The following is a 26,750-nucleotide window of genomic DNA, read 5'->3' on the forward strand; positions in this document are numbered from 1 at the left end:
CGCCATGACCGAAATCCTGATCGGCCGCAATGACAGCGCCAGCGTGAGCCTGGACCCGCGCTACGGCAATCGTCATGGCATGATTGCCGGCGCCACCGGCACCGGAAAATCGGTCTCGCTGATGGTGCTGGCCGAAGGATTTTCACGCCTGGGCGTGCCCTGCTTTCTGACCGATGCCAAAGGCGATCTGGCGGGCCTTTCCACGGCCGCGCCGGCGCCGAGCGACAAGCTCAAGGCGCGGCTGGCCAAGCTGAAACTCGACGACTGGAAGGCGCAGGCCAATCCGGTGATCTTCTGGGACATCTACGGCAAGCTCGGCCATCCGGTGCGCGCCACCGTCAGCGAGATGGGGCCGACCCTGCTGGGCCGCGTTCTGGAGTTGAACGACACCCAGGAAGGCGTGCTCGAAGTGGTGTTCAAGCTGGCTGACGAACAGGGTCTGCTGCTGCTCGATCTGGCCGACCTGCGCGCCCTGCTGTCGTTTGCCGCCGACAACGCCAAAGACATGTCCAAACGCTACGGTCTCATCAGCCCGACCAGCATCGCCGCGATCCAGCGCGCGCTGCTGAAGCTGGAAAGCGATGGCGCCGACCAATTTTTTGGCGAGCCGGCGCTGGAGCTAGCCGACCTGATGCGTCAGGACATGAGCGGCCGCGGCGTGATCAACGTGCTGGCCGCTGACCAGCTGATACTCAAGCCGCGGCTGTATTCAACTTTGCTGCTGTGGCTGCTGTCCGAACTGTTCGAGCAGCTGCCCGAAGTGGGCGACCTGGACCAGCCGAAGATGGTGTTTTTCTTTGACGAGGCGCACCTGCTGTTTGACGATGCGGCGCCGGCGCTGCTGCAGCGGGTTGAGCAGGTGGTGCGTTTGATCCGCTCCAAAGGTGTAGGTGTGTATTTCTGTTCGCAGAATCCGGATGATGTCCCGGGCGTGATTCTTGGCCAGCTCGGCAATCGCATTCAGCACGCGCTGCGCGCATTTACGCCGCGCGATCAGAAAGCGGTGAAGGCGGCAGCCGAGACCTTCGTTGCCAATCCGAAGCTTGACGTGGTCACTGCCATCGGCAAGCTGGCGGTCGGTGAAGCGCTGGCCTCCACGCTGGCCGACGGCGGCGTGCCGACGCCGGTGCAGCGGATCATGGTGACCACGCCGTGCTGCCGCATCGGGGCAATTACCGATGCCGAGCGAAGCGCCGTTCGGCAGCGCTCGCCGGTGGGTACGAAATACGACACGGCGATCAACCGCGATTCGGCGGAAGAAATGCTGGCGCGACGCGCCAACGAAAAAGCCGCCGGCAATGGAGCCGCAGGAAACTCGCCCCTCGCCGGCACGCACGACAAGCCGTCAGCGGCCGATGCCGCGACAGGCGCAAATTGGGGCGGTGCCGTGCGCGATGCCGTGTTCGGCACGTCGCGCCGCCAGGGCATGATCGAGACGATGGGCAAACAGGTCGTGCGCACCGTGGGCAGTCAGCTGGGTCGGCAGATCCTGCGCGGCGTGATGGGCGGCATCTTCGGCGGCAAGCGCTGACGACCGATGGCACGCATCGAGGTGGCATCCGCCAATACGCCTTTCCGCGATCGCCTGCGCAGCGGCTTTGGCTATCCGCTGCGTGGCTCCGGGCTGGCCACGTGTGTCGCGCTGGCGCTGATCCATTACCTTGGCCTGCTGCCGTCGTACATCGGCGTGCTGGCCAGCCTGTTTGTATGGGCCGCCACCTGGCGCTATGCCGCCACCTGCCTGCTGCACACCGCCAACGGCTACGCCGACCCGCCCGATGTGGGCGTGGACAGCAGCGACGACAGCGCCTGGGGACTCACCGCGATCCATCTGCTGGTGGTCGCGTTTTGCGTGCTGGCGATCGTGTTCTATCCGGATGCGCTGCTGCCGCTGCTGATCGTGTTTGCGCTGGTGCTGCCGGCGATCGACATGTCGCTGGCATTCGACGGCAACATGGCCCTGGCGATCAATCCGTTGAACTGGGCTCGTGTGATCGGCGCGTTCGGTCGTGCTTATCTGATCCCTGTGGCGATCAACCTGCTGCTGGGCATCACCATCGTGATCGCGTCGATCACCACCGCGTTTTTGCCGCAGCTGCTGGCGCTGCCGCTGTTCGCATTTGCCTACAGCTATCTCGCCGTGCTGGCCTTCCATCTGATGGGCGTGCTGATTCATCAGCGGCACGAACGTTTTGGCCTGGAGCCCGAGGCGCCGCGGCTGGCCAAAGCCATCGGACAGGATGCCGATGAGGAGCTGCTGGCCCAGGTCGAAGCGCTGGCGCCGGATGATCCGATGGCGGCCACGTCGCTGCTGGTGGCGCGCATGCAGAATCGCGTGGCGCCGACGCCGCTGCATCTGGCGTATCGCCGATTGCTTCAGCAGCAGGGATTTCGCGATGGCCTGCTGGTGCACGGCCAGATCTGGATGGCTTCGCTGATGGCTCAGGGCGAAGCCAAGCGCGCGCTCGGCGTGCTGCAGGAGTGCTGCGGCATCGACGCGCATTTCATTCCCGACGACCCGCGCACCTGCCGCGAACTGGCCGATCTGTCGGCGCGACTGGGCATGCGCCGACTGGCGCTTCACCTCGGCCGCGGATTTCTCAACACGTGGCCGCGCGACACCGATGCACCGCATGTCGGCCTGCTGGCCGCGCGCCTGCTGGCCGACGAGCCGGAGCACAAACGCGAAGCGGCACTGCTATTGGATAGTCTGCATTCCGCGTGGCCGGAACACCCGCTGCATGCGGAAATCGGCCGGCAGCGATCGCGACTGGCGCACATGCCATGAGCCGCTGGCGCCCGCCCTCACCCCGCTCCACCGCGATCATCACCCGCGAGGGTTTCGAGCGGTTGAAAGCCGAGCTCGATCACCTGTGGCACGTGCTGCGGCCGCAGGTGGTGAAGGCGCTGGCCGCCGCAGCCGCCGAAGGCGATCGCTCGGAAAACGCCGAATACATCTATCGCAAAAAGCAGCTGGGCGAGATCGACCGGCGAGCGCGCTATCTCAGCAAGCGCATTCCCGATCTGAAGGTCGCCGAAGGACGGCCGAGCGATCCTACCTTGGTGTTTTTCGGCGCGCGCATCGAACTGGAAAACGTCGATACCGGCGAGATCGTCCACTACCGGATCGTCGGGCCGGACGAGACCGACGCCAAGCGTGGCTGGATCAGCATCGACTCGCCGCTGGCGCGTGCCGCGCTGAAGCGACGTGTCGACGACGAGTTCAACGTGGAATTGCCGCAGGGTCCGGCAGCGTTCGCCATTATCGGCATCGACTACGCCTGACAGCGGCGGCTGGAAAGTGACGCCCGCAACGATTGCCGCAGGCGTCGGAACCGACTACTGACCGCCGTTGAGCTCTTCCTGCAGGGCGCCGATCTGTGCCTCGTGCGCCTCGTAGAAGCTGACGTTGGCCGGATTGATGCGGCTCTTGTCCATGTACTGCGCGGCCTCCGGATGGCTCTTCGCCTGTACCGCCATGCCGGCATTCATCAGCGCAAAATTTGCCAGCAGAAATTCGCGCGGAGTGAAGCCGTACTTCCGCAGCAGCGGCGCCACCCGCTTGTCCTGGGCCACCGGCAGGTTGGCCAGATCGTCCAGGCTGTGCACGTTGGAAAAATCCTTCGGCTGCTGCGGATTGATCCCCAGGTCATGCGCTTCCTTGGTCGCGCCGACGAGCCGCTTGAAGTTGTCTTCGTTCAAGCTGTAATTCTCGATCGCCTGCTTGTCTTCCGGCGAAAAGACCGGGACCTGCTGCGCCTGCGACCATAGGGGCACCATTGCCAGCATGCCGCCGAGCAATAGCAGCAGCGGTCGCCCAAAGCGCTTGGTTACCGTCGTATGTGTTTTCATCAAACGCTCCTGGTTGGTCTCGGTGAACGCAGAGCCTAGCATCGGCGCATTTGATCAGTGTGAGCGTGCGGCAACGCGGGTTCAGGCCAGACGCATGGCGTCGGGATACTCCCGACCCGCCCGCCGCGGCTGGTAGCAGGCCGCGCTGCGATGAAACGCTTCGTTAGCGCCGTGCGGATGCCAGCCCGGAATGCCCGACAGCGGCAGCGGCCTCAGCTCCAGCGGATCGCGCAGCAGCCGCCCACCCATCACGGCATCGACGCAGGCGCGGCGCACATCGGCCATGTCCATCGCAGCCGTCTGAAAAACCAGCGCCTTGCCGACCAGCAGCTTGTCCGGGCTCAGCGCGTGTTCCAGCAGCGCGTGGCCGAATACTTCCACTTCGATGCTGCCGTCGAGCCAGGCCTGCCGTCGCTCCCAAAACAGGCCACACCAGTCGTGCGCGTTCCACAGCGTAAGCAACGCGGGATCGCGCACGGCGACGATCACACCGGCTTCGTCGAAGTGGGTCATCGCGTACTGCGGGCGCGAACGCTGTTTCGGCCCCATGCGTGCGATCTCGTTTACCTGACGCCGGTTCAACGCCTGCTTCAACGCCGGATGGCGCAACCAGATCAGCGCATTGAGCAGGTCGTGCCAGTTGCCCTCGCGGGTGGCGATTTCACCGCGCTCGGCGATGCGCTGTTCGTAGTGCATGCCGTCGGCGAGCAGCGCGGGCATCTGCGCGACGAAACGGACGCCAGCGTCGCTGGGTAGCGCCTCGTTCAATGCCTTGATGGACGGCCATTCGCGACCTTCCAGCGTCGCCGCATGGTCGCGCCACGCCGCCAGCGGCTGCCGCACAAACGCGGCCGGATCGACCGCTCCACGCGCCGGCGCGTGATAGCGCACGGATCAGCCGACGAGGCGGGCGTGCAGGTCGTGATCATCGGCGGACTCGACGACCACATCGACAAACTGACCCGGGCGCAGCTTCTGACCGTCCGCAATGATGACGGTGCCATCGATTTCCGGCGCATCGGCGGCCGAACGCGCGATTGCACCGTCCTTGCCGGCTTCGTCGACCAGCACCTTGATGGTGCGGCCGATTTTCTGCTGCAGCTTGGCCGCGGAAATCTCCGCCTGCACCATCATGAACTGTTCGAGGCGATCTTCCTTCAGCTCCTCCGAAACCGGATCGGGCAGCTCGTTGGCCCTGGCGCCGTCGACCGGCGAATAGGCGAACGCACCGACGCGATCGAGCTTGGCCGCACGCAGAAAATCGAGCAGTTCCTCGAACTCGGCGTCGGTTTCGCCGGGAAAGCCGACGATGAAGGTGCTGCGAATCGTCAAATCCGGCACGACCTTGCGCCAGTTGTTGATGCGCTCCAGCGTGCGGTCGATATTGCCCGGCCGCTTCATCAGCTTGAGGATGCGCGGGCTGGCGTGCTGGAACGGAATATCCAGATACGGCAGCAGTTTTCCTTCAGCCATCAGCGGCATGATTTCGTCGACATGCGGATACGGGTAGACGTAGTGCAACCGCGACCACACGCCCAGCTCAGACAGGCCTTCGCACAGTTCGGTCATGCGCGTGCGGTAGGTCTTGTCCCGCCACGGCCGCTCGGCGTACTTCAGATCCACGCCATAGGCGCTGGTGTCCTGCGAGATGACCAGCAGCTCCTTGACGCCGCCCTTCACCAGACGCTCGGCTTCGAGCAGCACTTCGTCGACCGGGCGCGAGACGAGGTTGCCGCGCATCGACGGGATGATGCAGAAGCTGCAGCGGTGGTTGCAGCCTTCGGAAATCTTCAGATAGGCGTAGTGCTTCGGGGTCAGCTTGACACCCGTGTCCGGCACGATGTCGAGAAACTTGTTGCGCATCGGCGGCAGCGCCTTGTGTACTGCCGTCATCACGCTGGCATAGTCCTGCGGACCGCTGATCGACAGCACGTCCGGATAGGCCTCACGGATCAGGCTCTCGCGCTTGCCCAGGCAGCCGGTCACGATGACCTTGCCGTTCTCGTGCAGGGCCTCGCCGATGGCGTCCAGCGACTCCTGCACGGCCGAATCGATGAAGCCGCAGGTGTTCACCACCACCGCGTCGGCGGCGTTATAGCTGGGCACGATCTCGTAGCCCTCGACCTTGAGCTGGGTGAGGATGCGCTCGGAATCGACCAGCGCCTTGGGGCAACCCAGGCTGACGAAACCGATTTTCTGCGTGCTGGCGGAGGGGCTGGCTGAGGCGGGCATGGGCTGGAAACGTGATGGCAAGACTGCGTATTGTACCCCGCGCGCCGCGTCCATCGACCGCAGCACCTTGCGACGACGAATGTCTAACATGCGCGGGCGGTGCCTCGCGCTAGACTTTGCGCCGCAGGTCTACCGTTTCGTCGGCATTGCTTCCCTGCTCCATGCGATGTCACCGACACCTTCCCCAATCACAGCACAGGAATACTCATGGGCCAGTTCATCAAGCTTGAAAGCGGCAATTCCACCATCGACGCCTACCTGGCCGAACCCGCCGGCAAGTCCAAGGGTGGCATCGTGGTGATCCAGGAAATCTTCGGCGTCAACAGCCATATCCGAGATGTCACCGACCGCTTCGCCCAGGCCGGCTACACCGCGATCGCACCGGCGCTGTTCGATCACGCCGAGAAAAACGTCGAGCTGAATTACGACGAGGCCGGCATGACGGCCGGTATCGATCTGGTCGGCAAGGTCGGCTTCGACCAGCCGATCCAGGACGTCGAAGCCGCGGCCAAGCGCATTGCAGGCGCGGGTAAAGTCGGCACCGTCGGCTTCTGCTGGGGCGGCAGCGTGGCGTACCTGTCGGCGATCAAGCTCGGCCTGCCGGGCGTGAGCTACTACGGCGGCCGCAACGTGATGTTCGTCGACCAGAAGGCCAAGGCGCCGCTGCTGTTCCATTACGGCGAGCGCGATGCGCACATCAGTGCCGACGATCGCGCCAAGGTGCAGGCCGCCAATCCGGACGCCGGCTTCTACGTCTACGACGCCGACCATGGCTTCAACTGCGACCAGCGCGGCAGCTACGACGCACCCAGTGCCAAGCTGGCGATGGAGCGAACGCTGGCCTTCTTCGAGAAGAACCTGGCGTAAGCATGATCGATCAGCACTTCGCACTCGATGCGCGACTGGCTGCCGACACGGTCGGCGTGACGTCGCTCCCGCTGTGCGAAATGCTGCTGATGAACGACACCCGCTATGCGTGGCTGGTGCTGGTACCGCGCCGCGCCGGCCTGGTCGAAATCACCGATCTGGCGACTGAGGACCAGATCACCTTATGGCAGGAAGTGAACTGCGCCACCGCCGCCCTGCGCGCGGTGGCTCCCTGCGACAAGCTCAACCTCGGCGCGCTGGGCAATATCGTGCGCCAGCTGCATATTCATCTCGTGGCCCGCGTCGAAGGCGACGCCGCATGGCCAGGTCCGGTATGGGGCCACGGCAAAGCCGAGACGTACGAGGCGCCAGCGCTTAGCGAACGAGTCGAGGCACTGCGTGACGCGCTCGGCCGCGCTCCAAATTAGCGCCGTGCTGCCTGACTTGCAGCTGGAGGCAATGGCAGAGGATGCCCTGCTGCTGCGCTTCGGCGATACGATCGACACCTTCCTCAACGCCCGCGTGCACGCCGCGGCCGCGCATCTGCGACAGCGGTTGCCCGCGCTGGAGTGCGTACCGGCCTATGCCAGCCTGCTGCTTCGTTTCGATCCCGCACAATGGCCGTCGCTCGAAGGACGCTCGCTGCATCAGCAGCTGGGCGATGCCGTTATTGCCGCGCTGGCCGACCTGTCGATGGCGGCCGCCGAATCCGGGCTGATCGAGATACCCGTGCTCTACGACGGCCCCGATCTGAGCGAAGTCGCCACGCTCACCGGCTTTTCCATCGATGACGTCATTGCGCGTCACTGCGCGACGGAATACCGGGTGGCGATGCTGGGCTTTGCACCAGGCTTTCCGTATCTGCTCGGGCTCGATCCGGCGCTGGCGGTGCCGCGGCGAGCCGATCCGCGCCAGCGCGTGCCTACCGGCAGCGTCGCCATCGGTGGCCAGCAGACCGGTATCTATCCGGCCGAACTGCCCGGCGGCTGGCAGCTGATCGGGCGCACCCCGCTGCGGCTGTTCGATGTCGCTGCCGATGTGCCTTCGCGGCTTGCCGCCGGCGATCGGGTCCGGTTCCACGCAATCGATCTCGCGACCTTTCAGCAACTCGCCGAAGCGCGATCCGCATGAGCGCTATCGTCCTCAAGCCAGGCCTTTTGAGCACGCTGCAGGACGCCGGTCGCCAGGGCCATGCGGCGCTGGGCGTGGGGCGCGCCGGTGCGATGGATGGCCCGGCCTGGCAGCTGGCCAACGCGCTGGTCGGCAACGTCGGCGGCGAGGCGGCAATCGAATGCACCTTGCTCGGACCCAGTTTGAAGTTCACCCAAGCAACCGTCGTCGCGATGACGGGCGCCACGATCGAGGTATCGGTCGACGGTCGACCGATCCCGATGTGGACGCGCTGCCAGCTGCCCGCCGGCAGCGTGCTGCAGCTCGGCGGCATGTCGGTGGGGTGCCGCAGCTATCTGGCCGTGGGCGGTGGTTTCGACGTGGCGAAGGTGCTGGGCAGCCGCAGCACCGATCTGCATGCCAGGCTCGGCCATGCCAACGGCCGCGCGCTGCGCACAGGTGACGAGCTGCCGATCGGCGCGTGCACATCGCAGGCATCGGCACCCGGCAATGACACACTAACGTCGCTAGCCTGGGGCATCGACCCGCATCCATGGTTCGACTTCGCCTTGCAGCCGCTGGCGCTTTTGCCGGGCAAACACTCCGATCTTCTGGACGAGACATCGCAGCAGACTCTGCATGCCGGAAAGTTCATTTTGAGCAAGGACAGCAACCGCACCGCCGGACGTCTGGACGGCCATACGCTGAGCCTGCGCCAGTCGCTGGAACTGATCTCCGAAGCCACCCTGCCCGGCACGCTGCAGCTGCCGCCGTCCGGCCAGCCGATAGCCCTGCTGGCCGAAGCGCCGGTCACCGGAGGCTACCCGCGCATTGGTCAGATCGCCGCGGTGGACCTGCCACGGCTGGCGCAGCGTCGTCCCGGTGATGCCGTATGCTTTCGTCCGTGCACGCTGGACGACGCCATCCGGCGATGGAACGAACGCGAGCAGCGGCTGGCGAAGCTGATCCTGACGATCGAGCGCCGACTGAATCAGACGGCACACTAAGCGAACGAAACCAAGTGGGATCCCTGATGAAACGCATCGACCTGAACTGCGACCTCGGCGAATCGTTTGGCGCCTGGCGCATGGGCGACGACGACGCGCTGTTGGCGCTGATCAGCTCGGCGAGCATCGCCTGCGGTTTCCATGCCGGCGATCCCACGATCATGCAGTACACCGTCAAACAGGCCATGGCGCACGGCGTGGCGATTGGCGCGCATGTGTCCCTGCCCGATCTGCAGGGTTTCGGCCGGCGCGAAATGCGTGTGACGCCGGCCGAAATACACGCGATGACGCTGTATCAGATCGGCGCCCTGCACGCCTTTGCGGCCGCCGCCGGTACGCGGCTGGCGCACGTCAAACCCCACGGAGCGCTCTACAACATGGCCGCACGCGACGCCGCGCTCGCCGACGCCATCGCCCACGCTGTCCACCAGTTCGATCCGCGGCTGCGATTATTCGGCCTGGCGAACTCCGCACTGATCGGCGCGGCCGAAGCGATCGGTTTGCCGGCGGCAAGCGAGGCGTTTGCCGACCGGCGCTATCGCAGCGACGGCACGCTGCAGCCGCGCAGCGAAGCCGGCGCCGTGATCGACGACGTCGACGCCGCGACAGCACAAGCGATCGCTATCGCACAGCACGGCCATGTCACCGCCAACGATGGATGCACCGTATCCCTGCACGCGGACACGCTATGCCTGCACGGCGACGGCGCGCACGCGCTGATGTTCGCCACCCGGTTGCGCGAAGCCCTGCTGGCGGCAGGCTTGCACATCAGCGCACCGGGCGCGCACTGATGCTGGCCGCGTCGACGTCGTCCGCTGAGGCCGCGACCTTCACTGAGGCAAGCCTATGAACTACTGGCCGCTGCTCGGCATCGCCGTGATCGTGATCGGCTTTCTGCTGCGCTTCAATCCGGTGCCGGTAGTCGTGTGCGCTGCGCTCACCAGCGGTTTGCTGGCCGGCATCACCCCGCTGGCGCTGCTCGCGCTGCTGGGCAAAAGCTTCGTCTCCAGCCGCCTGCTGCTGCTTTTTGTGCTGACGCTGCCGGTCATTGGTCTGCTCGAGCGTGCAGGGTTACGCGAACACGCGCAACGCTGGATCGGCCAGCTGCGCGGTCTGAGCCTGACGCGGCTGCTGATGGGCTACCTCTTCGTGCGCCAGGTGCTGGCGATGTTCGGCCTAACCGGCGTGGCTGGCGCCGCGCAAACCGTGCGCCCGCTGCTGGCGCCGATGAGTGAAGCGGCCGCAGAGAAGATCCTGCCCACGTTGAGCGACGCCGATCGCGATGAGGTGCGCGCCATCGCCGCGGCTACCGACAACGTCGGCCGTTTCTTCGGCGAGGACGTGTTCCTTGCGCTGGGCGGCGTGCTGCTGATCCAGGCGTTCTATACCCAGCACGGCATCGAGCTGTCGCCGTTGGCGATTGCCCTTTGGGCTCTGCCGACAGCGGTAGCCGCTTTCGTCATTCAGTCGCTGCGAGTCTGGATTTATGAACGCCGCCTGCAGCGCAGGGCCGGCAACGTGCCTGCCGCTGAGGACGGCTGAGCGTGCTGCGGGTTGAATACGCTTACTGGCTGATCGCCGCTTTTCTGCTCTACGCGGGAATCCGCAATCTGCGCGAACGTCAGGGATGGCGTGCAGCGTTCTGGCTGCTGCTGGGCCTGCTTTTCGCCAGCGGCGACGCCGTGCTGGCGCAGCAGGCAGCAGGGAACGATCTACCCGCACAGCTGGCCGGTGTCGGCGTGATCCTGCTCGCGCTGCTGGCGCCGCGATTGCGGCGTTTGACGCACGCACACGATGTCGGCAACGACGCCCGGCGGCGATCGGCACTTCGACTTGGCCACCGATTATTTGTACCCGCGCTGCTTATTCCGCTGGTGACCCTGCTGATCGCGCTGCTTGGCCCGCATCTGGCGATCATGGGCTACGCCGCATTTGCCAAACCGCAGATGGTACTGACCGGCCTAGCACTCGCCTGCGTCATCGCACTGGTCGCCGCCGCGCGAGTCACCCGCGCACCGATGCAAGACGGGTTTTTCGAAGGCCGACGCCTGCTCGATGCGATTGGCTGGGCGACCGTTCTTCCGCTGCTGCTGGCCGCACTTGGGCAGGTGTTCACCCAGAGTGGCGTCGGCGACGCGATTTCAGGGCTCACCAGCGCCTGGCTGCCTACCGGTAGCGCGCTCGCCTGCCTGCTGGCGTATGCGCTGGGCATGGTGATTTTCACCGTGATCATGGGCAACGCTTTCGCGGCATTTCCGGTGATGATGGCCGGTATCGGTCTGCCGCTGTTGATCCAGCAGCATCACGCCAATGCGGCAATTCTCGGATCGATGGGCATGCTGTGCGGCTATTGCGGCACGCTGATGACGCCGATGGCTGCCGACTTCAATCTGGTGCCGGCCGCCCTGCTGGAACTGCGCAGCCCTTATGGCGTAATCCGTGCGCAGCTAGGCAGCGCAATGGCGATTCTTGCCGCCAACGTCATGCTGATGTATCTGTTGGTGTTTCGTTGATTCGATAACCGACGATGCCAAAGACCGCCAACCAAGATCTGCCCCGCATTTTGCTTACCGGCTTCGATCCGTTTGGCGGGGAAAGCATCAACCCGTCGTGGGAGGCGGTGCGCACGTTTGACGGCAGGCGCATCGGCGGCCATCGCATCGTGGCTCGTCAGCTGCCGACCGAATTCGCCGGCTCGCTGCGCGTATTAAAGGCTGCCGTCCGCGAGATCAGCCCAGTCATTCTGCTCGGCGTGGGTCAGGCCGGTGGCCGCACGCAGCTATCGATCGAACGCGTCGCCATCAACGTGCAGGACGCGCGCATCGCCGACAACGCCGGCGCGCAGCCGGTCGACGAGCCGGTGATTGCCGATGGCCCGGCAGCTTATTTCAGCACGCTACCGATCAAGGCCATGCTTGCCGCACTTCACGCAAACGGATTGCCCGCGGAGATATCGCAGACGGCGGGAACGTACGTCTGCAACCACATCGCCTACGCCATGCTGCATCTGACATCGAAAAAGCGCGGCGTGCGGGCCGGTTTCATGCATATTCCGTATCTACCCGCGCAGGCGGCCGACCTGCGCGGTGCGGCCAGCATGGCGCAGGCCGATGTCGTGCGTGGGCTGCAGATTGCGCTGCGTACCGCCATCGCTGTCAGCGTCGATCGCAAGCTTTCCGCTGGAGCCATCAACTGAAAGACTGGCTGCATTCCCGGGCGCTGTGTTGCCTGGTGAAGCCATCGAAAAAGAAAAGCCCGCGAATCGCTTCGCGGGCCTTTCTTTTGGGCAACCTCGGCGTGAAACGCGCGACTATGGGCCGCCGCTACCCGGCCGGCGGTCGCTGTCGGCGCCGCCCGCGCTCGGCGTCGAATCGCCCACCGGGGCACGCTCGTGATGATCCTCAAGCGCACGCGCCTTGGTATCGACCGGATTAATTTCCGTCAACGTGCCCTTGTCATCATAGTAGACGCGAAATCCGTAATCGAGCTGCAGACGAGCCATGTACTGCAAGTGGATTTTGCGAATTTTCGAATCGTCACTCGCCGTCAGCAGCACCGTTTTTGGCAGCTTGCCCTGATCTTTCAGATAGGCAAAGTGGCTGCCGGTGTCGATCGCCGATAGGACGGCGCCATCGACCAGGAACTGACCTTCCTTGTATGCCTCGATGGTGGTGTCGAACTGCCCTTTCATTGAGGCTGTGCTGACTTCCTTTGTACCGCCGCCAAACATATGGCAGCCGGCAAGCAGCACGATGCTGCCAAGCATGATCGCGGCCGTAGCGCGCTTCAGCAGTGTGGAAAAACGGATCATGCAAGTCTCCCGTGCGGTGAATCGATTAATCGGTTGAAGTGTAGCGCCCGGCTACGGCAATGGCAGCGGCCTTTACAAAGGCCGTTCAGGCGTGGGAAGCGATGGCTCAGGTGCGTGGCAGCGTGACGCCCTGCTGGCCCTGATATTTCCCGCCGCGATCCTTGTAGCTGGTCTCGCACTCCTCATCGGATTCGAGGAACAGCATCTGGGCCACGCCTTCGTTGGCGTAGATGCGCGCCGGCAGCGGCGTGGTGTTGGAAAACTCCAGCGTGACGTGGCCCTCCCACTCCGGCTCCAGCGGGGTCACGTTGACGATGATGCCGCAGCGCGCGTAGGTGCTTTTGCCGAGGCAGATGGTCAATACCTTGCGCGGAATGCGGAAGTACTCGACCGTCCGCGCCAGGGCAAACGAGTTCGGCGGGATGATGCAGACGTCGGCCGTCACGTCGACAAAACTGCCGGCGTCGAAATGCTTGGGATCAACGATGGTCGAGTTGATATTGGTAAAGATCTTGAACTCGTTCGCACAGCGCACGTCGTAGCCATAGCTCGACGTGCCGTAGGAAACCAGCTTCTGGCCGTCGCGCAGCTTCACTTGACCGGGCTCGAAGGGCTCGATCATGCCGTGCTGCTCCGCCATGCGGCGAATCCACTTGTCGGGTTTGATGCTCACACGCGCTCCAGTTGGTCAGTCGGACGACAGCGGCACACCGGTCCGACGTCAAGATGCGGAAAATACCATGCCGCGACTCATCTTCCGCGAATCGGTCCAGTGAACCCTACTGACCGGAGCGAAATCGCTTGCGCGCCAGGCTACGGCGCCCCCTGCACCACGATCTTGCCCAGCGCCAGCGACTTGTTGCGTGGCTGCCGTGAAAGGCGCCCGGCCGCATTCCGGGCGATTTCGCGATAGCGGGCGGCCAGATCGGACTCCGGCATGGCCACGACCGTCGGCGTGCCGCCGTCGGACTGCTCGCGAATTCGGATATCCAGCGGCAGCGAGCCCAGATACGGCACGCCGTACTGCTCGGCCATGCGCGCGCCGCCGCCCTCGCCAAAAATATGCTCCTCGTGGCCGCAGCTCGAACACACGTGCGTGGCCATGTTCTCGACGATGCCCAGTACGGGCACCTCGACCTTTTCGAACATCTTCAGCGCCTTGCGCGCATCCAGCAGCGCAATGTCCTGCGGCGTGGTGACGATCACCGCGCCGGCCACCGGCACCTTCTGCGACAGAGTCAGCTGGATATCGCCGGTGCCCGGCGGCAGATCGACGATCAGATAGTCCAGCTGCTCCCAGCGCGTATCGGTCAGCAGCTGCATCATCGCCTGGGTCACCATCGGGCCACGCCAGATCATCGGCGTGTCTTCCTCGACCAAAAAGCCGATCGACATCACCGACAGGCCGTGCGCCTGCATCGGGATGATGACCTTGCCATCGGGCGATTCGGGCCTGCCGCTGACGCCAAGCATTCGCGGCTGGCTGGGGCCATAGATATCCGCATCCAGCACGCCCACCTTGGCGCCCTCCGCCTGCAGCGCCAGCGCCAGATTGGCCGAGACGGTGGACTTGCCCACGCCGCCCTTGCCGGAGGCGACCACGATGATGTTCTTCACGTTGGGCAGCGGCGCCAGCGTGCCCTGTACCTTGTGGACATGGACGCGACTGGTAAGCGACACCGCCGCCGACTCGATGCCCGGCTCGGCTTCGAGCGCCTGTTGGACGCGTTTGGTCAGCTCGTCAACGGCACCGATAGCGGGATAACCCAACTGAATATCGACGGAAACGCGGCCGCCATCGACGCCGATAGCGCGTACGGCGTCGACCAAGGGTGCGCCCGTGTGTGGATCGGTTTGCTCGGCGAGAACGCGGCGAACCAGGGCTTCGATAGAGACATTCATACGCTATAAGCAATCGGAAAGAGTCAGCTGCGCATTATGCCAGTCGGCACCATACAGGCCGGCCATGTGTGAAAAATCAGTCTTTGCGCAGTGCAACTTGACCGTTTCCCGACGCCTGGTCACTCTGCATCCATACGCTTTCGTACGGGAGGAAATACCATGAAGCAAGTGTTTCGCATCGCATTCGCCACCAGCCTGCTGCTGGCTGCCGCTACCGCACTGGCCGCCACTGACTCGCCAGTCGGAAAATGGAAGCAGATCGACGACGTCTCGGGAAAGCAAAAATCGGTTATCGAGATCACCGACACGGGCGGCACGCTGCAAGGCAAGGTTCTGCAGGTGATGAACCTGTCGCCGGAGGAAATCGCCAAGGGCGGCGAGCATCCGAAATGCATGTTGTGCGAAGGCGCGCTGAAGGATCAGCCGATCGAAGGCATGACCATCATGTCCGGGGTCAAGAAGGATGGCGACGTCTGGGACGGCGGCAAGATCCTCGACCCGAAATCTGGCAAGACCTACAAGGTCAAGCTTACACTCGACAACGGCGGCCAGAAAATGGACGTGCGCGGCTACATCGGCTTCTCGCTGCTCGGCCGTTCGCAAACCTGGTATCGCCTGCCGCAGTAATCGGATGCCACCGTTTGCGTTGAACGCAAGCTTGGCGACTAAAAAGCCCCGAGCGCATTCGGCACGGGGCTTTTGTTCTTCTGATCGCACGCTTTTTTTCAGATTTAAACGCTCACCGCTTCAGCACGATGCACAGCCATACCGCTGGCGGCGAACGCGGCGCGCGTGGCGCGATCCACGGCGTGTTCAATCACCAGATGATGCACTTCGTCCATGCCGGCAACCTGATACGTGGCAGCCGAGCCCAGCTTGTCCTGTGTCACGACGACCACGCTCTCGCCGCTGGCCTCGATCATGGCCCGCTTCAGCAATGCCTCCTCACTGTCGAAACTCCACAAGCCGTGCTCGGCGTCGATGGCGCAGGCGCCTGGAAAGCAGAGATCAGCGCGAATACGCCCGATGTCCTTGATCGCCTGCGCGCCGATGGCCCCGCCGATACCGGCACGGATGCGGCCACCGATCAGCAGTATCTCGAAACCTTCGCGATCGATCAGGAGCCGCGCCACATCGGGTGCATTGGTGACCACGGTCAAACCGAGATTTTCAGGCAGCGCCGCGGCGATGGCCGCGTTGGTCGAGCCGGCGTCGATCAGCAGCACCTGCCCTTGCCGCACCAGCGTCACGGCCTTCCGCGCCAGCGCCGCCTTTCGTCCGGTGTGTTCATGGCGACGCTGTTTCAACGGCGTTGCCGCCGTGGAAAGCGGCAGCGCCCCGCCGTAAACACGCTTGCATAAGCCCTGCGAAGCCAAATCGCGCAGATCGCGGCGAACCGCGTCCTCGGATACCCGAAACATCTGCGCCAGCTCCACCGACACCACGCGGCCATGGCTGCGCAGTCGCTCGAGAATCCACTGCTGACGCTCGCGCGGCAGCGCTTCGTCGGGCGTGGGCGTGGTCATGAGGCGGCCGCCTCGGACAACGGCTCCAGCAGGCCCAACAATGCAAGCTCGTGGCGCAAACCCGCCGCCTCGCGAAACAGCAGCGCGCGCATGCCGAGCGACTTCGCCGCGTCGACGTGCCGCAACGTATCGTCGATGTAGACCGCGCGTGCGGGGTCGATGCCGCCGCGTTCGAGCAGCAGCCGGAAGATAGCCGGGTCCGGTTTGATCAAACCCTCGGTGCCAGAAACCACAATGTCCTCGAACCACTGCAGAAAGGCATAGCGTTGCCGCGCGATGATGAAGGTGTCGTGCGACCAGTTGGTCAGCGCAAACACGCGCACGCCGCGCTGGCGCAGCGAATCGAGCACCACCACGGTGTCGTGCATGGCACCGCCGAGCATTTCGTCCCAGCGCTCGCGGTAGGCGCGGATCAGCGACGCCTGCCGAGGGAACTTCGCCAATAAGAGCGCGATCGCCTCATCCCAGGGCCGACCGGCGTCCTGCTGCTCGTTCCACTCGGGGCTGCACACCTCGGCGAGAAATCGTTCCATGGCGGCTTTATCGTCGAACAACTGGCGATAGAGATGGCGAGGATTCCAGTCGATCAGCACGCCGCCGATATCGAAAATCACCGTATCGGGTGCAGCCGGCTGTGGTTTATCTAGCACCAATTCGTTCACGGCATTCACTCCAAGCAAGAAAGAAGACATCAACGGCGCACCACGCGCGCCGACGCCGCGACCAGCAGCAGGAGCGCCGCCACGCCGGCCAGCGCGGTGGGCAAGCTGGTGGCGTGGGCGACGAAGCCGATCAGCGCCGGCCCCAGCAGCAGCCCGGCGTAGCCCAATGTGGTCACGGCCGCGATCGACACCGCCGGTGCGCTCCCCGGCAAACGGCCGGCCGCGCTGAACATCACCGGCACCACGTTGGCGGCGCCCAGGCCGACCAGCACAAAGCCCAGCAGCGCCGTGAATTTCCACGGCAGCAGCGCCGCGGTGAGGAAGCCGATCGCTGCCAGCGCCGCGCCCGCGCGCACCGTCCACACCGGGCCGAGCCGGGCGACCAGGCGATCGCCGGTCAGCCGTCCGATCGCCATGGCCACGGAGAAGCACGCATAGCCGATGCCGGCAGACGCCGCTGCCGTACCGCGAAAGTCGCGCAGCAGCAGCGCGCTCCAGTCGAGCATCGAGCCTTCCGCCAGAAAGATCACGAAGCAAAGCATGCCGACCAGCAGCAGCAATCCGCGCGGAAGACGAAAGGCGAACGCCGGCGTCGCTGCGCCGCTTGCGGCAATCGGCCGGCGCAGCAGACTGGTTTGCTGACTAAAAACGATGACCGCTATCGCCAGCGAGACCAGCAGCGCGCAGGCCAACAAAGGCAGTCCGCTCGCCAGCATCGCGCTCATGCCGGCGGCACCGACCAGACCGCCCACGCTGAAAAGCCCGTGGAAGCCGGACATCACCGCGCGACCCTGCAGCCGCTCGACGTCCACCGCATGCGCGTTCATCGCCACATCCACCGCGCCGAGCATCGCGCCGAAATAGAGCAGCCCCACGGCGAGCAGCGGCAGAGTGGCAACCAGCGCCAGGGCCGGCAGGGCTACGCACATCAGAAGTCCCGCAGCGCCGATCACGCGGCGGTTGCCGTAGCGACCGGCCAGCCAGCCGATCGCCGGCATCGACAGCATCGACCCACCGCCGAACGCCAGCAGCACGAGCCCGAGATCCGCATCGTCGAGATGAAGTCGGGCCTTGGCGTAGGGAACCATCGGCGCCCAGCTGGCCATCGCAAATCCCGCCATCAGAAAAATCAGGCGCGTCGCCAGGGCGGTTTTTTGCAAGGCCCGCCCTCCGACGGCATCATAGGGGTCTTGCACCACGTCGTTTAGAATATTCATAAACATATATAAACATGCATAAACATGCATTGCAAATCGTGCACGCTCGGTTGAGTCATTCCGGGCTCCCGCAAGGGGAACGCCGCACCGGCCGTCATGCCTGCATGCCATAATTCGGGGCTTTCCCGCTGCCGAATCGCCGTCATCAAAACCGCCATGCCACGTCGCCTGCTCGTTACCCACGCCCTGCCCTACGCCAATGGCCCGCTGCATCTGGGCCACATGCTGGGTTATATCCAGACCGATATCTGGGCGCGCGCGCAGCGCATGATGGGCAACGAGGTGCATTTCGTGGCGGCCGACGACGCGCACGGCACGCCGATCATGCTGGCCGCTGAAAAAGCCGGCGTGTCGCCTGAGGCTTTCATCGCCGACATTCGTGCGGGTCACGAAGCGGATTTTTCGGACTTCCATTTCAGCTTCGACCACTATCACACCACGCACTCGGAAGAAAATCGCGAGCTGGCCTCGCTGATCTACACGCGACTGCGCGACGGCGGGTGTATCGCCAGCCGCAGCATCCAGCAGCTGTTCGATCCGGAAAAGGACATGTTTCTGCCGGACCGCTACATCAAGGGCGTGTGCCCCAACTGCGGTACGCCCGACCAGTACGGCGACAACTGCGAGCACTGCGGCGCGACCTATGCGCCAACCGACCTGATCAACCCTTACTCGGTGATGTCCGGCGCCACGCCGGTGCTGCGCGATTCGGAGCACTACTTTTTCGAGCTGTCCAAGTTCGAGCCGCTGCTGCGCGACTGGTTCGGCGGCAAGTTCACCGCCGGCAAGCCGGTCGCCAACAGCGGCGTGGTAGCCAAGCTGATGGAGTGGCTGGACGGCGGCCTGAAGGACTGGGACATCTCGCGCGACGCGCCCTACTTCGGCTTTCCGATACCCGACGCGCCGGGCAAGTTTTTCTATGTGTGGCTGGATGCGCCGGTGGGCTACCTCGCCAGCTTCAAGGCGCTGTGCGACCGCACCGGGCTGACGTTCGACGACTTTCTGGCGCCGGACAGCACGGCCGAAATGCACCACTTCATCGGCAAGGACATCATCAATTTCCACGGCCTGTTCTGGCCGGCGATGCTGCATGGTGCGCAGCTGCGCACGCCAACGGCGCTGCACGTCAACGGCTACCTGTCGGTCAACGGCGCCAAGATGTCCAAGTCGCGCGGCACCTTTATCAAGGCCCGCACGTATCTCGATGCGGGCCTGCATCCGGAATTCCTGCGCTACTACTTCGCCACCATGCTCAGCGACGCGCCGGTCGACGTGGATCTCGACCTCAAGGCCTTCGAGGAGCGCGTCAATTCGCACCTGATCGGCAAGTGGGTGAATATCGCCAGCCGCACCGCCGGGTTCGTGCAGAAATTCTTCGACGGCAAGCTGGCCGATCATTTCGGCACCGAAGAATCCACGCTGTGGCAGACCCTGCTGGCGCATTACGACGGCGTCAGCGAGCTTTACGAGACTGGAGAATTCGCCGAGGTCACCCGCCGCTTCGTCACCATCGCCGATCTGGTCAACGGCTACATCGCCGCCAAGGCGCCGTGGCTGATCGCCAAAGACGACAGCCGTCGCGACGAACTGCAGCAGGTCTGCACGCTGGCATTGAATGGTTTTCGCCTGCTGGCCTGCTTGCTCAAGCCGATCCTGCCAGCAACCGTAGCCTCTGCCGAACAGTTCCTCGCGGCGCCGATCAGCAGCTTCGACGACGCGCGCCGCACCCTCTTTGGCCACACGATCCAGCCGTTCGAATCGCTGCTCGGCCGCATCGATCCGAAGCACGTCGAAGCCATGGTCGAAGCCTCGAAGGAATCGCTGGGCGCTCCAGCCAGCGAGCCGCCGGTGAAGGCAGCGCCTACCAAAAAGCCCAAGGAATCCAGCAAGCCCATGAACACCAGCCAGCCCGCCAGCGGCGAAGCCGCCGCATCAACGTCGATCGTTTCCATCGACGACTTCGCCAAACTCGATCTGCGCATCGGCAAGGTCACCGCCTGCGAATTCGTGGAAGGCTCGGACAAGCTGCTGCGCTTCGAACTGGACGCCGGCAGCCTCGGCACGCGCCAGATCTTCTCCGGCATTCGCGCCGCCTACGCCGAGCCGGAAAAACTCGTCGGCCGCAACGTGGTTTTCATCGCCAACCTCGCGCCGCGCAAGATGCGCTTCGGCCTGTCCGAAGGCATGATTCTTTCCGCCGGTGACGGCGGCAGCGATCTGTTTCTGCTCGACGCCGACCAGGGCGCCGCGCCGGGTGCTACTGTTCGTTAATTGTCACGTCCCGTGTGATCCTATCGAGCTGCGTCTCTGGCGTTTTGCCGCTGCCCGTGATGCGATGAGGCAACTGATCACCGAACTGAGAACCGAACGATGGCCCTGACGCTCCATCCTTTGGCCCGCACCACGCCACGTACACGCGCTGAGCTGCGGGCCGAGGATCACTCGCTCAGTGATGCAGCCCTGGCACGGAAGTACGGCGTGACCGCACCGACCGTGCGCAAGTGGCGCGAACGCGAGTCGACGCAGGACCGCTCGCACCGGCCGGACACACTGCACTGCACATTGAACCCGGCGCAGGAAGCGGTGGCCATGGAAATCCGCCGCACGCTGTGGCTACCGCTGGATGACTTGTTGGTGGTCGTGCGCGAGTTCTTGAACGCCAAGGTGTCTCGATCGGGACTGGCCCGATGTTTGACTCGCCACGGTTTGAACCGGCGCCCTGTGGAAGACAAGGACGCGCCGGCACCGGCTAAATCCTTCAAGGACTATGCACCCGGCTTCCTTCATATGGACATCAAATACCTGCCGCAGATGGCCGATGAAACGGCGCGGCGCTATCTGTTCGTTGCCATCGATCGCGCCACGCGCTGGGTTTTCTTACGCATCTATGCCGATCAGAGCGAGATCAGCAGCACGGACTTTCTGCGTCGCCTCCAGGCCGCCGCGCCGATGAAGATCGTCAAGCTGCTCACCGATAACGGCAGTCAGTTCACCGACCGTTTCACCAGAAAGACCAAGATGCCCTCCGGCGAGCACGCGTTTGATCGTGAGTGCGTCAAACTGGGCATCGAGCATCGCTTGATCAAACCGCGTCACCCGCAGACCAACGGCATGGTTGAGCGTTTCAATGGTCGCATCAGCGAAGTGCTGGCCACTACCCGCTTTCGTTCACGCGATGATCTACAGACCACGTTGGAACGCTACGAGAAGCTTTACAACGACCATCTTCCGCAACGCGCACTCGGCCACAAGACACCGCTTCAAGCGATACGGACCTGGCAGACCGAGAGGCCGGAGCTATTCAATGGCAAATCAAAGAACCAGTCGGGACTGGACAGTTAATCGACTGGAATGAAATTGCTTTGAATGAAAAGCCGGCTGCATCAAAGCAGCCGGCTTTTTGCTGAGCTACGCCCGAATCACGCCGGTGATTCAAACGTACCCGGGCTCTTTTCGGTGCCGCTCCACTGCGACGTGCGCTGCCGGCTGGCCTCGGCCAAAGCCTTGCGCACGCCGGCCGCATCGTAGTCCTTGCAGTAGACCGGCGTGCCGGGCTGCTGGCGCCACGACTCATCCAGGCCGCCGGCATCGATGGCATCGAAGCCCAGCTCCTCGACCAGCTTCAGCACGGTGGCCTTGGCGGCCGCTTCGTCGCCCGCGACGGGCAGCGCCACACGTCCGGCCGTACCCGCCGGCGTGCCTTTCTCACCGAGGCTCTTGGCGTAGATATTGTTGAACGCCTTGATCACCGGCCGGCCAAGCTGCTGCTCGACCCAGCGGCTCTCGATCAGGCCGCCCTCGATACCTTCGATGCGGCCATCGCGCTCGCGCGGGTAGTAATTGCCGGTGTCGATCACCGCGACGCTGTCGGGCACGCCGGCGAACAGATCCTTGGGCAACTCCGGGATGCGCGACTGCTGGATCGTCACGACAACCACGTCCCCCGCGCGCGCCGCTTCGTGCGCGGTCACCGCCTTGGCGCCGGTCTTTGCCGCCACGTCGGCAAGCGAGGCCGGTCCGCGCGAGTTGGCAATGGAAACCTGATGACCAAGCTCGGTGAAGCGTCGAGCCAGCGTACCGCCGATCTGGCCGGCGCCGATGATGCCTATTTTCATGATGATTCCTCGATCTGACAAAGGGTGTACCGAATACATGCGGCGATCGCTTGACGATTCAACCTGAGAGCACGATGGGGAAGCGAAAGTCTGTAACCGCATCGCAGCAGGTCGCCCGTCGTTACAATGCGACGGTGAATATCGAATCGCCTCCTATCACGCTCGCCGACCGCATCGATGCGACCCTGCCGCAGACGCAGTGTGAGCAGTGTGGATACCACGGCTGCCGACCGTATGCCGAGGCGATTGCGCGCGGGGAGGCACCCATCAACCAATGCCCGCCCGGCGGTGCGGCAGGCATCGAGCAGCTCGCTTTGCTGTTGAATCGACCGGTCGAGCCGCTGAACCCGGATCACGGCGTAGAGAAGCCGCGCACGCTGGCGCGCATCGTCGAACCTGACTGCATTGGCTGCACCAAATGCATCCAGGCGTGCCCGGTCGATGCCATCGTGGGCGCGCCCAAAATGATGCATACCGTCATCGCCGACGACTGCACCGGCTGCGAGCTGTGCGTACCCGCCTGCCCGGTCGACTGCATCGTGCTGCTGCCGATGCCCGCTGCCCAGATCGACGCAACACACGCCAACGCTGCGCGTGAACATTTTCAGCGACGTGAAGCCCGGCTGGAAAAGCAACGCCAGCAGCGTGATGCCAAGCTGGCGGCGCACAAGGCCGCTGTGGCCGAGCGCGCCGTGCAGGGCAATCCGGTGCTCGAAGCGCTCGCCCGCGCCAAGGCCAGGAAACCAACCACCAAACCATGAAATCCGAACCATGAAGCGCGCCGACGTCATCGAACTCTTTTCACGCCTGCGCGAACTCAATCCGCATCCCACTACCGAGCTGGCATACAGCACACCGTTCGAACTACTGATCGCCGTGGTGCTCTCGGCGCAGGCCACCGATGTGGGCGTGAACAAGGCGACCAAGAAGCTCTACCCGGTCGCCAACACACCGCAGGCCATTTTCGATCTCGGCGAAGACGGGCTGAAGCGCTACATCAGCACCATCGGCTTATTCAACGCCAAGGCGAAGAATGTCATCGCGCTATGCCGGTTGCTGATCGATCAGCACGATGGCGACGTGCCGCGCGAACGCGCCGCGCTGGAGGCATTGCCAGGCGTGGGTCGAAAAACCGCGAACGTCGTACTCAACACCGCGTTTGGCGAACCGACCATGGCGGTCGATACGCATATCTTTCGCGTCTCCAATCGCACGGGGCTGGCGCCCGGCAAAGACGTTCGCAAGGTTGAAGACAAGCTGGTCAAGGTGATTCCGGACGAGTTCAAGATGGACGCCCACCACTGGCTGATCCTGCACGGCCGCTACGTGTGCAAGGCGCGCAAGCCGGACTGTCCGCAGTGCGTGATTCGTGATCTCTGTCGGTTCAAGGACAAGACGGTGGAGAAGCGGGGAACGGGGAATGGGGAACGGGGAACATGAAGTGCGCGAGCAGCGCGTGCTTGCCCTGTCAGCTGGAGTAAAGCGGGCCGTGCGTGCACAACCAGCATGCTTGAAAATTCACGTTCCCCGTTCCCCGTTCCCCAATAATCATCAAACTGGCAACTGCGCCCGCTCCAGCGCCGCGATATGGCGCTCCAGTCGCGGCCCCAGATAGCAGTGCGAACCGCACGGCAGCAGGCCGGCCTCGCCAAACTCGCGTAGATACCACGAAGGCGCCCTCGAAACGAAGCCATGGTGATCGCCGGCCACATCGTCGCGGCTGGTGAACACTTCGAGGAAGGCGATGCCCTCGAGCATCTCGCCGATACCCACCAGGCCGGCGCGAATTTCTGCCGGCTTCAGATAATGCAGCACATCAGTGCAGACAATCAGATCGAAGCGCGTATCGAAGCGCAGCTGCTCCAGCTGCCCAAAGCGCGCCAGCCCGATATTCCGGCTGCGGCCGTAGCGCGCCACCGCATACTCGCTGGCATCGAGGCCGCGATACGCGATACCGGGCCGCAGCGACAACAGCGGCGCGCGCCAGGTTGCCTCGCCACAGCCCGCGTCGAGCACGTTACGCAGCGGCCGGCCGAGGTAGTACTCCGCCTGCGCCACCACCATCGCTACTTTCCGCTTCAACTCGGCGGGCGAGCCCACCGCGTGTTTCGGATCGCGATACCACTTGTCGAAATAGTCGCGATCGTAGGTTTTCGGCATGGTCAGGTCTCGGGTAACAAGGCGCAGCTGGGATGAAAGGCGCAGGGAATCGCCGGTATGGCGCACATGGTATCCAATAGCGAAGACATCACCTCGCGTATGCGTGCTGCTTGTCAGCATCCGACTTTAGTCTTGCCGAGGAATCCGCTATGCCCATGGTCCGTTTTCGTCTGATCGGCAGCCGCGCCAGCGCCGATTCGGTCATCGCCGCACTGCACGGCATCAATAACGTCGAACACGTCGAGGAAGTCGACGACTTGATCTCGATGATGCGCGACGACTCCAGCTCCAGCGAATCGGTCAGCGACAGCGAAGGCCAGGTCTACTGCATCGAAGTGGATACGCCGAACGACGACGTCGCCGACACCGTGCGCGGCAGCACCGAGGCCGTAGCCTACGAACTGGAAGCCGGCATCGAGTTCGTCGACGAGTTCTGACGCGACTCCGCCGGGCAATAGGGCGCCGTATGCCTCGACGGTAAATAACTGGCCCACTCGGAGGTTGTTGGGAAGCTCCAGGTGAATCAACGCCAACGCCATCGTTTTATTTTCGTTGGCGCGTCAGCCGACCACGATGTCACACGTTGAATACGAACAAGTCGCCTTCCGGCGGCGGTTTCGTCATCTCACGTGGGCATCCGCATGGTCTCGAAAACAGCCAATCGGTTACGCAAGGTATTGCCTGCGCTGGTGGTCACCGCGCTGTGCACGCTGGCCGCTGCGCCTGCGCTGTCGGGCGAACAGCCGCTGACCAGGCAAGACATTGCCTGGCTGCAGCGGGTTGGCTTCGGCATCGACTCGGCCGAGTTGTCAGATTACCGAAAGCTGGGGCGCGTACGGTTTCTGGATGATCAGCTTGCCGACCGCCGCGACAATGCGCTGCCGCCCGAGATAGCTTCGATGATTCAGAGCTACGAGGCCATCAATACCCCACTCATCGAACTGGCCGCGCAGTTTCGCGACAGCCGGCAGAGCCTTCAGGCCATGCCGGACGGCGATGGCAAGATTGCCGCCAAAAAGGCCTTGCGCATCCATGGCCGCGATCTGGCCATGCAGGCTCAGCAAACCGAGCTTCTGCGCGCCATCTACGGCACCGATCAGCTGAAAGAGCAGATGGTCTGGTTCTGGCTCAATCACTTCAGCGTCTATGCGGCCAAAGGCGGCGTCGCCATCGGCGCGGCTGATTACGAGGAAAACGTGATTCGCCCGCGCGCGCTGGGCAAGTTCAAGGATCTGCTGCTGGCCACGCTGGAAAGCCCGGCGATGCTGCAGTTTCTCGACAACGCGAAAAACGTCAAGGACAAGACCAACGAGAACTACGCACGCGAGCTGATGGAGCTGCATACGCTCGGCGTCGGCTCAGGCTACAGCCAGCAGGACGTGCAGCAGCTGACGCTGATCCTCACCGGCGCTGGTCTGGCACTGGGCAAAGGCAATGGTAACGGCGGTGGATTCTTCGCTCACCAACCCCCGGGGATGGTGCGCAATGGCCTGTTTGTCTTCAACCCGAACAAGCACGATTTCAGCGACAAGGTTTTTCTTGGCCACACGATCAAGGGCCGCGGCGCAGACGAAATTGCGCAGGCCGTCGACCTGATCGTGCAGCAGCCGGCCTGCGCCTCCTTCGTTTCGCAGCAGATCGCGCAATATTTCGTGGCCGACAAGCCGCCGGCCGCGCTGGTCGACGCCATGGCAAAGACGTTCCAGCGCACCGATGGCGATATCGCTGCCGTGCTGCGCACGATGTTCCTGTCCAAAGAACTGACCGCCAGCGTCGACCCGGCCAATGCGCCGAGAAAGTTCAAGGACCCGACCCAATTCCTGGTTTCCGCCATGCGGCTGGCCTACGACGGCCAGCCGATCGCCAACGCGCAGCCGCTGCTGAACTGGCTCAACCAGATGGGCGAGCCGGTCTTCGGACGCATTACGCCCGACGGCTGGCCGCTCGATGGCAGCAGCTGGTCGAGTTCTGGACAGATGGCCAAACGCTTCGACGTGGCGCACATGATCGGCAGCGGTAAAAACCGGCTGTTTGCCGCTGGAGATGCGCCGCCGGCGCACATCGATCCGCCGCTGATGAACAACGCCGTCTATCAGCAAACGATCGAGCCAACACTTTCGTCCAATACGCGTACGGCGCTGAGCAAGGCCGCGTCGCCTGAGGAATGGAACACGTTCTTGCTGTCCTCGCCCGAGTTCAATTATCGATGAGTCAGCGATGACCCTTTCGATGCTTGTGACATGCCACAACGCCACACTACTTCCCGCAGACCCACTGAGCCGAGGTGCT

At 63.8% G+C, this 26,750-nt stretch carries 29 protein-coding genes; 18 read left to right on the plus strand and 11 right to left on the minus strand.

The genetic code is table 11. The annotated features are described in order from the left end of the window. The first annotated feature begins 4 nt into the window (after positions 1-4). Genes ACDK93_RS12625 through greB form a run of 3 tightly spaced genes read left to right on the plus strand, consistent with a single transcriptional unit; the run spans position 5 to position 3,285 of the window. Positions 5-1,531 (plus strand): helicase HerA-like domain-containing protein, encoded by a 1,527-nt coding sequence (locus ACDK93_RS12625; RefSeq protein WP_458069053.1) that lies wholly within the window; start codon positions 5-7, stop codon positions 1,529-1,531. Between the two features lie 6 nt (positions 1,532-1,537). Further along, positions 1,538-2,788, plus strand: coding sequence for a hypothetical protein (locus tag ACDK93_RS12630; RefSeq protein WP_458069055.1), 1,251 nt, complete (start codon positions 1,538-1,540; stop codon positions 2,786-2,788). Continuing rightward, entirely contained in the window at positions 2,785-3,285 is a 501-nt protein-coding gene (gene greB, locus ACDK93_RS12635) for a transcription elongation factor GreB (protein ID WP_458069057.1), read from the plus strand. The genes ACDK93_RS12630 and greB overlap by 4 nt, the downstream gene beginning before the upstream one ends. A 54-nt stretch (positions 3,286-3,339) precedes the next feature. Here the strand turns inward: greB and ACDK93_RS12640 are convergent, their stop codons facing one another. The 3 genes from ACDK93_RS12640 to rimO all read right to left on the minus strand — a co-directional run bounded on the left by ACDK93_RS12640 (position 3,340) and on the right by rimO (position 6,084). Further along, positions 3,340-3,852, minus strand: a complete 513-nt coding sequence (locus tag ACDK93_RS12640; protein ID WP_458069059.1) for a hypothetical protein — start codon at positions 3,850-3,852, stop codon at positions 3,340-3,342. An 81-nt stretch (positions 3,853-3,933) separates the two neighbouring features. Beyond that, positions 3,934-4,743 (minus strand): DUF3025 domain-containing protein, encoded by an 810-nt coding sequence (locus ACDK93_RS12645; protein ID WP_458069061.1) that lies wholly within the window; start codon positions 4,741-4,743, stop codon positions 3,934-3,936. Positions 4,744-4,746: 3 nt separating this feature from the next. Next, the gene (gene rimO / locus ACDK93_RS12650; RefSeq protein ID WP_458069062.1) at positions 4,747-6,084 is read right to left on the minus strand and encodes a 30S ribosomal protein S12 methylthiotransferase RimO; all 1,338 of its coding nucleotides are present in this window, start codon (positions 6,082-6,084) and stop codon (positions 4,747-4,749) included. Positions 6,085-6,291: 207 nt separating this feature from the next. Here rimO and ACDK93_RS12655 point away from each other — a divergent pair, with 207 nt between their 5' ends. From ACDK93_RS12655 to pcp, 8 genes are read left to right on the plus strand one after another with little or no spacing between them, the layout of a single operon-like run. Beyond that, positions 6,292-6,951, plus strand: a complete 660-nt coding sequence (locus ACDK93_RS12655) for a dienelactone hydrolase family protein (protein WP_458069064.1) — start codon at positions 6,292-6,294, stop codon at positions 6,949-6,951. A gap of 2 nt (positions 6,952-6,953) precedes the next feature. Next, positions 6,954-7,379 carry an HIT family protein gene (locus ACDK93_RS12660; RefSeq protein WP_458069065.1) on the plus strand — a complete coding sequence of 142 codons (426 nt, stop codon included), beginning with the start codon at positions 6,954-6,956 and terminating at the stop codon, positions 7,377-7,379. Between the two features lie 31 nt (positions 7,380-7,410). Then, a complete protein-coding gene (gene pxpB / locus ACDK93_RS12665) occupies positions 7,411-8,082 on the plus strand; it encodes a 5-oxoprolinase subunit PxpB (RefSeq protein WP_458069066.1) in 672 nt (223 codons plus the stop codon). Further along, the gene (locus ACDK93_RS12670; protein WP_458069068.1) at positions 8,079-9,068 is read left to right on the plus strand and encodes a 5-oxoprolinase subunit C family protein; all 990 of its coding nucleotides are present in this window, start codon (positions 8,079-8,081) and stop codon (positions 9,066-9,068) included. The genes pxpB and ACDK93_RS12670 overlap by 4 nt, the downstream gene beginning before the upstream one ends. Positions 9,069-9,094: 26 nt before the next feature. Continuing rightward, positions 9,095-9,859, plus strand: coding sequence for a 5-oxoprolinase subunit PxpA (locus ACDK93_RS12675; protein WP_458069070.1), 765 nt, complete (start codon positions 9,095-9,097; stop codon positions 9,857-9,859). Between the two features lie 55 nt (positions 9,860-9,914). Next, positions 9,915-10,610 carry a DUF969 domain-containing protein gene (locus ACDK93_RS12680; protein ID WP_458069072.1) on the plus strand — a complete coding sequence of 232 codons (696 nt, stop codon included), beginning with the start codon at positions 9,915-9,917 and terminating at the stop codon, positions 10,608-10,610. A 2-nt stretch (positions 10,611-10,612) separates the two neighbouring features. Continuing rightward, complete coding sequence (locus ACDK93_RS12685) at positions 10,613-11,581, plus strand: 5-oxoproline transporter, DUF979 family subunit (RefSeq protein WP_458069073.1); 969 nt, start codon at positions 10,613-10,615, stop codon at positions 11,579-11,581. Between the two features lie 14 nt (positions 11,582-11,595). After that, the gene (gene pcp / locus ACDK93_RS12690; RefSeq protein ID WP_458069075.1) at positions 11,596-12,264 is read left to right on the plus strand and encodes a pyroglutamyl-peptidase I; all 669 of its coding nucleotides are present in this window, start codon (positions 11,596-11,598) and stop codon (positions 12,262-12,264) included. Positions 12,265-12,378: 114 nt separating this feature from the next. On the opposite strand, the gene ACDK93_RS12695 is transcribed toward pcp, so the two are convergent. The 3 genes from ACDK93_RS12695 to apbC all read right to left on the minus strand — a co-directional run bounded on the left by ACDK93_RS12695 (position 12,379) and on the right by apbC (position 14,781). Beyond that, entirely contained in the window at positions 12,379-12,879 is a 501-nt protein-coding gene (locus tag ACDK93_RS12695; RefSeq protein WP_458069077.1) for a hypothetical protein, read from the minus strand. A gap of 106 nt (positions 12,880-12,985) precedes the next feature. Then, a complete protein-coding gene (gene dcd / locus ACDK93_RS12700; RefSeq protein WP_179480243.1) occupies positions 12,986-13,552 on the minus strand; it encodes a dCTP deaminase in 567 nt (188 codons plus the stop codon). Positions 13,553-13,692: 140 nt separating this feature from the next. After that, the gene (apbC, locus tag ACDK93_RS12705) at positions 13,693-14,781 is read right to left on the minus strand and encodes an iron-sulfur cluster carrier protein ApbC (protein ID WP_458069078.1); all 1,089 of its coding nucleotides are present in this window, start codon (positions 14,779-14,781) and stop codon (positions 13,693-13,695) included. Positions 14,782-14,940: 159 nt separating this feature from the next. Here apbC and ACDK93_RS12710 point away from each other — a divergent pair, with 159 nt between their 5' ends. After that, positions 14,941-15,408 (plus strand): DUF2147 domain-containing protein, encoded by a 468-nt coding sequence (locus ACDK93_RS12710; RefSeq protein WP_458069079.1) that lies wholly within the window; start codon positions 14,941-14,943, stop codon positions 15,406-15,408. Between the two features lie 104 nt (positions 15,409-15,512). On the opposite strand, the gene ACDK93_RS12715 is transcribed toward ACDK93_RS12710, so the two are convergent. From ACDK93_RS12715 to ACDK93_RS12725, 3 genes are read right to left on the minus strand one after another with little or no spacing between them, the layout of a single operon-like run. Next, positions 15,513-16,307 (minus strand): DeoR/GlpR family DNA-binding transcription regulator, encoded by a 795-nt coding sequence (locus ACDK93_RS12715; RefSeq protein ID WP_458069080.1) that lies wholly within the window; start codon positions 16,305-16,307, stop codon positions 15,513-15,515. Further along, positions 16,304-16,969 carry an HAD family hydrolase gene (locus ACDK93_RS12720; protein WP_458069082.1) on the minus strand — a complete coding sequence of 222 codons (666 nt, stop codon included), beginning with the start codon at positions 16,967-16,969 and terminating at the stop codon, positions 16,304-16,306. Before ACDK93_RS12720 ends, ACDK93_RS12715 begins: the two co-directional genes overlap by 4 nt. 29 nt (positions 16,970-16,998) lie before the next feature. Beyond that, positions 16,999-18,090: an MFS transporter gene (locus ACDK93_RS12725; RefSeq protein WP_458072453.1), complete on the minus strand. Its 1,092-nt coding sequence runs from the start codon at positions 18,088-18,090 to the stop codon at positions 16,999-17,001. A 252-nt stretch (positions 18,091-18,342) separates the two neighbouring features. Between ACDK93_RS12725 and metG the strand changes: the two genes are divergently transcribed. Both metG and ACDK93_RS12735 read left to right on the plus strand, forming a co-directional pair. Beyond that, entirely contained in the window at positions 18,343-20,457 is a 2,115-nt protein-coding gene (gene metG / locus ACDK93_RS12730) for a methionine--tRNA ligase (RefSeq protein WP_458069083.1), read from the plus strand. A gap of 99 nt (positions 20,458-20,556) precedes the next feature. Beyond that, on the plus strand, positions 20,557-21,528 hold the full coding sequence (locus ACDK93_RS12735; protein WP_458069085.1) for an IS481 family transposase: 972 nt from the start codon (positions 20,557-20,559) through the stop codon (positions 21,526-21,528). 77 nt (positions 21,529-21,605) lie between these two features. Here ACDK93_RS12735 and ACDK93_RS12740 read toward each other — a convergent pair whose 3' ends face one another. After that, complete coding sequence (locus ACDK93_RS12740) at positions 21,606-22,301, minus strand: NADPH-dependent F420 reductase (protein WP_458069087.1); 696 nt, start codon at positions 22,299-22,301, stop codon at positions 21,606-21,608. 74 nt (positions 22,302-22,375) lie between these two features. Between ACDK93_RS12740 and ACDK93_RS12745 the strand changes: the two genes are divergently transcribed. Both ACDK93_RS12745 and nth read left to right on the plus strand, forming a co-directional pair. Beyond that, positions 22,376-23,062 carry an RnfABCDGE type electron transport complex subunit B gene (locus ACDK93_RS12745; RefSeq protein WP_458069089.1) on the plus strand — a complete coding sequence of 229 codons (687 nt, stop codon included), beginning with the start codon at positions 22,376-22,378 and terminating at the stop codon, positions 23,060-23,062. 10 nt (positions 23,063-23,072) lie between these two features. After that, positions 23,073-23,741 carry an endonuclease III gene (gene nth, locus ACDK93_RS12750; protein WP_458069091.1) on the plus strand — a complete coding sequence of 223 codons (669 nt, stop codon included), beginning with the start codon at positions 23,073-23,075 and terminating at the stop codon, positions 23,739-23,741. A 111-nt stretch (positions 23,742-23,852) separates the two neighbouring features. Here nth and ACDK93_RS12755 read toward each other — a convergent pair whose 3' ends face one another. Then, a complete protein-coding gene (locus ACDK93_RS12755; protein ID WP_458069093.1) occupies positions 23,853-24,461 on the minus strand; it encodes a class I SAM-dependent DNA methyltransferase in 609 nt (202 codons plus the stop codon). 149 nt (positions 24,462-24,610) lie between these two features. Between ACDK93_RS12755 and ACDK93_RS12760 the strand changes: the two genes are divergently transcribed. Further along, complete coding sequence (locus ACDK93_RS12760; RefSeq protein WP_458069095.1) at positions 24,611-24,898, plus strand: hypothetical protein; 288 nt, start codon at positions 24,611-24,613, stop codon at positions 24,896-24,898. A 204-nt stretch (positions 24,899-25,102) separates the two neighbouring features. After that, a complete protein-coding gene (locus ACDK93_RS12765) occupies positions 25,103-26,671 on the plus strand; it encodes a DUF1800 domain-containing protein (RefSeq protein WP_458069097.1) in 1,569 nt (522 codons plus the stop codon). The last annotated feature ends 79 nt before the right edge of the window (positions 26,672-26,750 follow it).

It is taken from the genome of Rhodanobacter sp. BL-MT-08 (assembly GCF_054161255.1).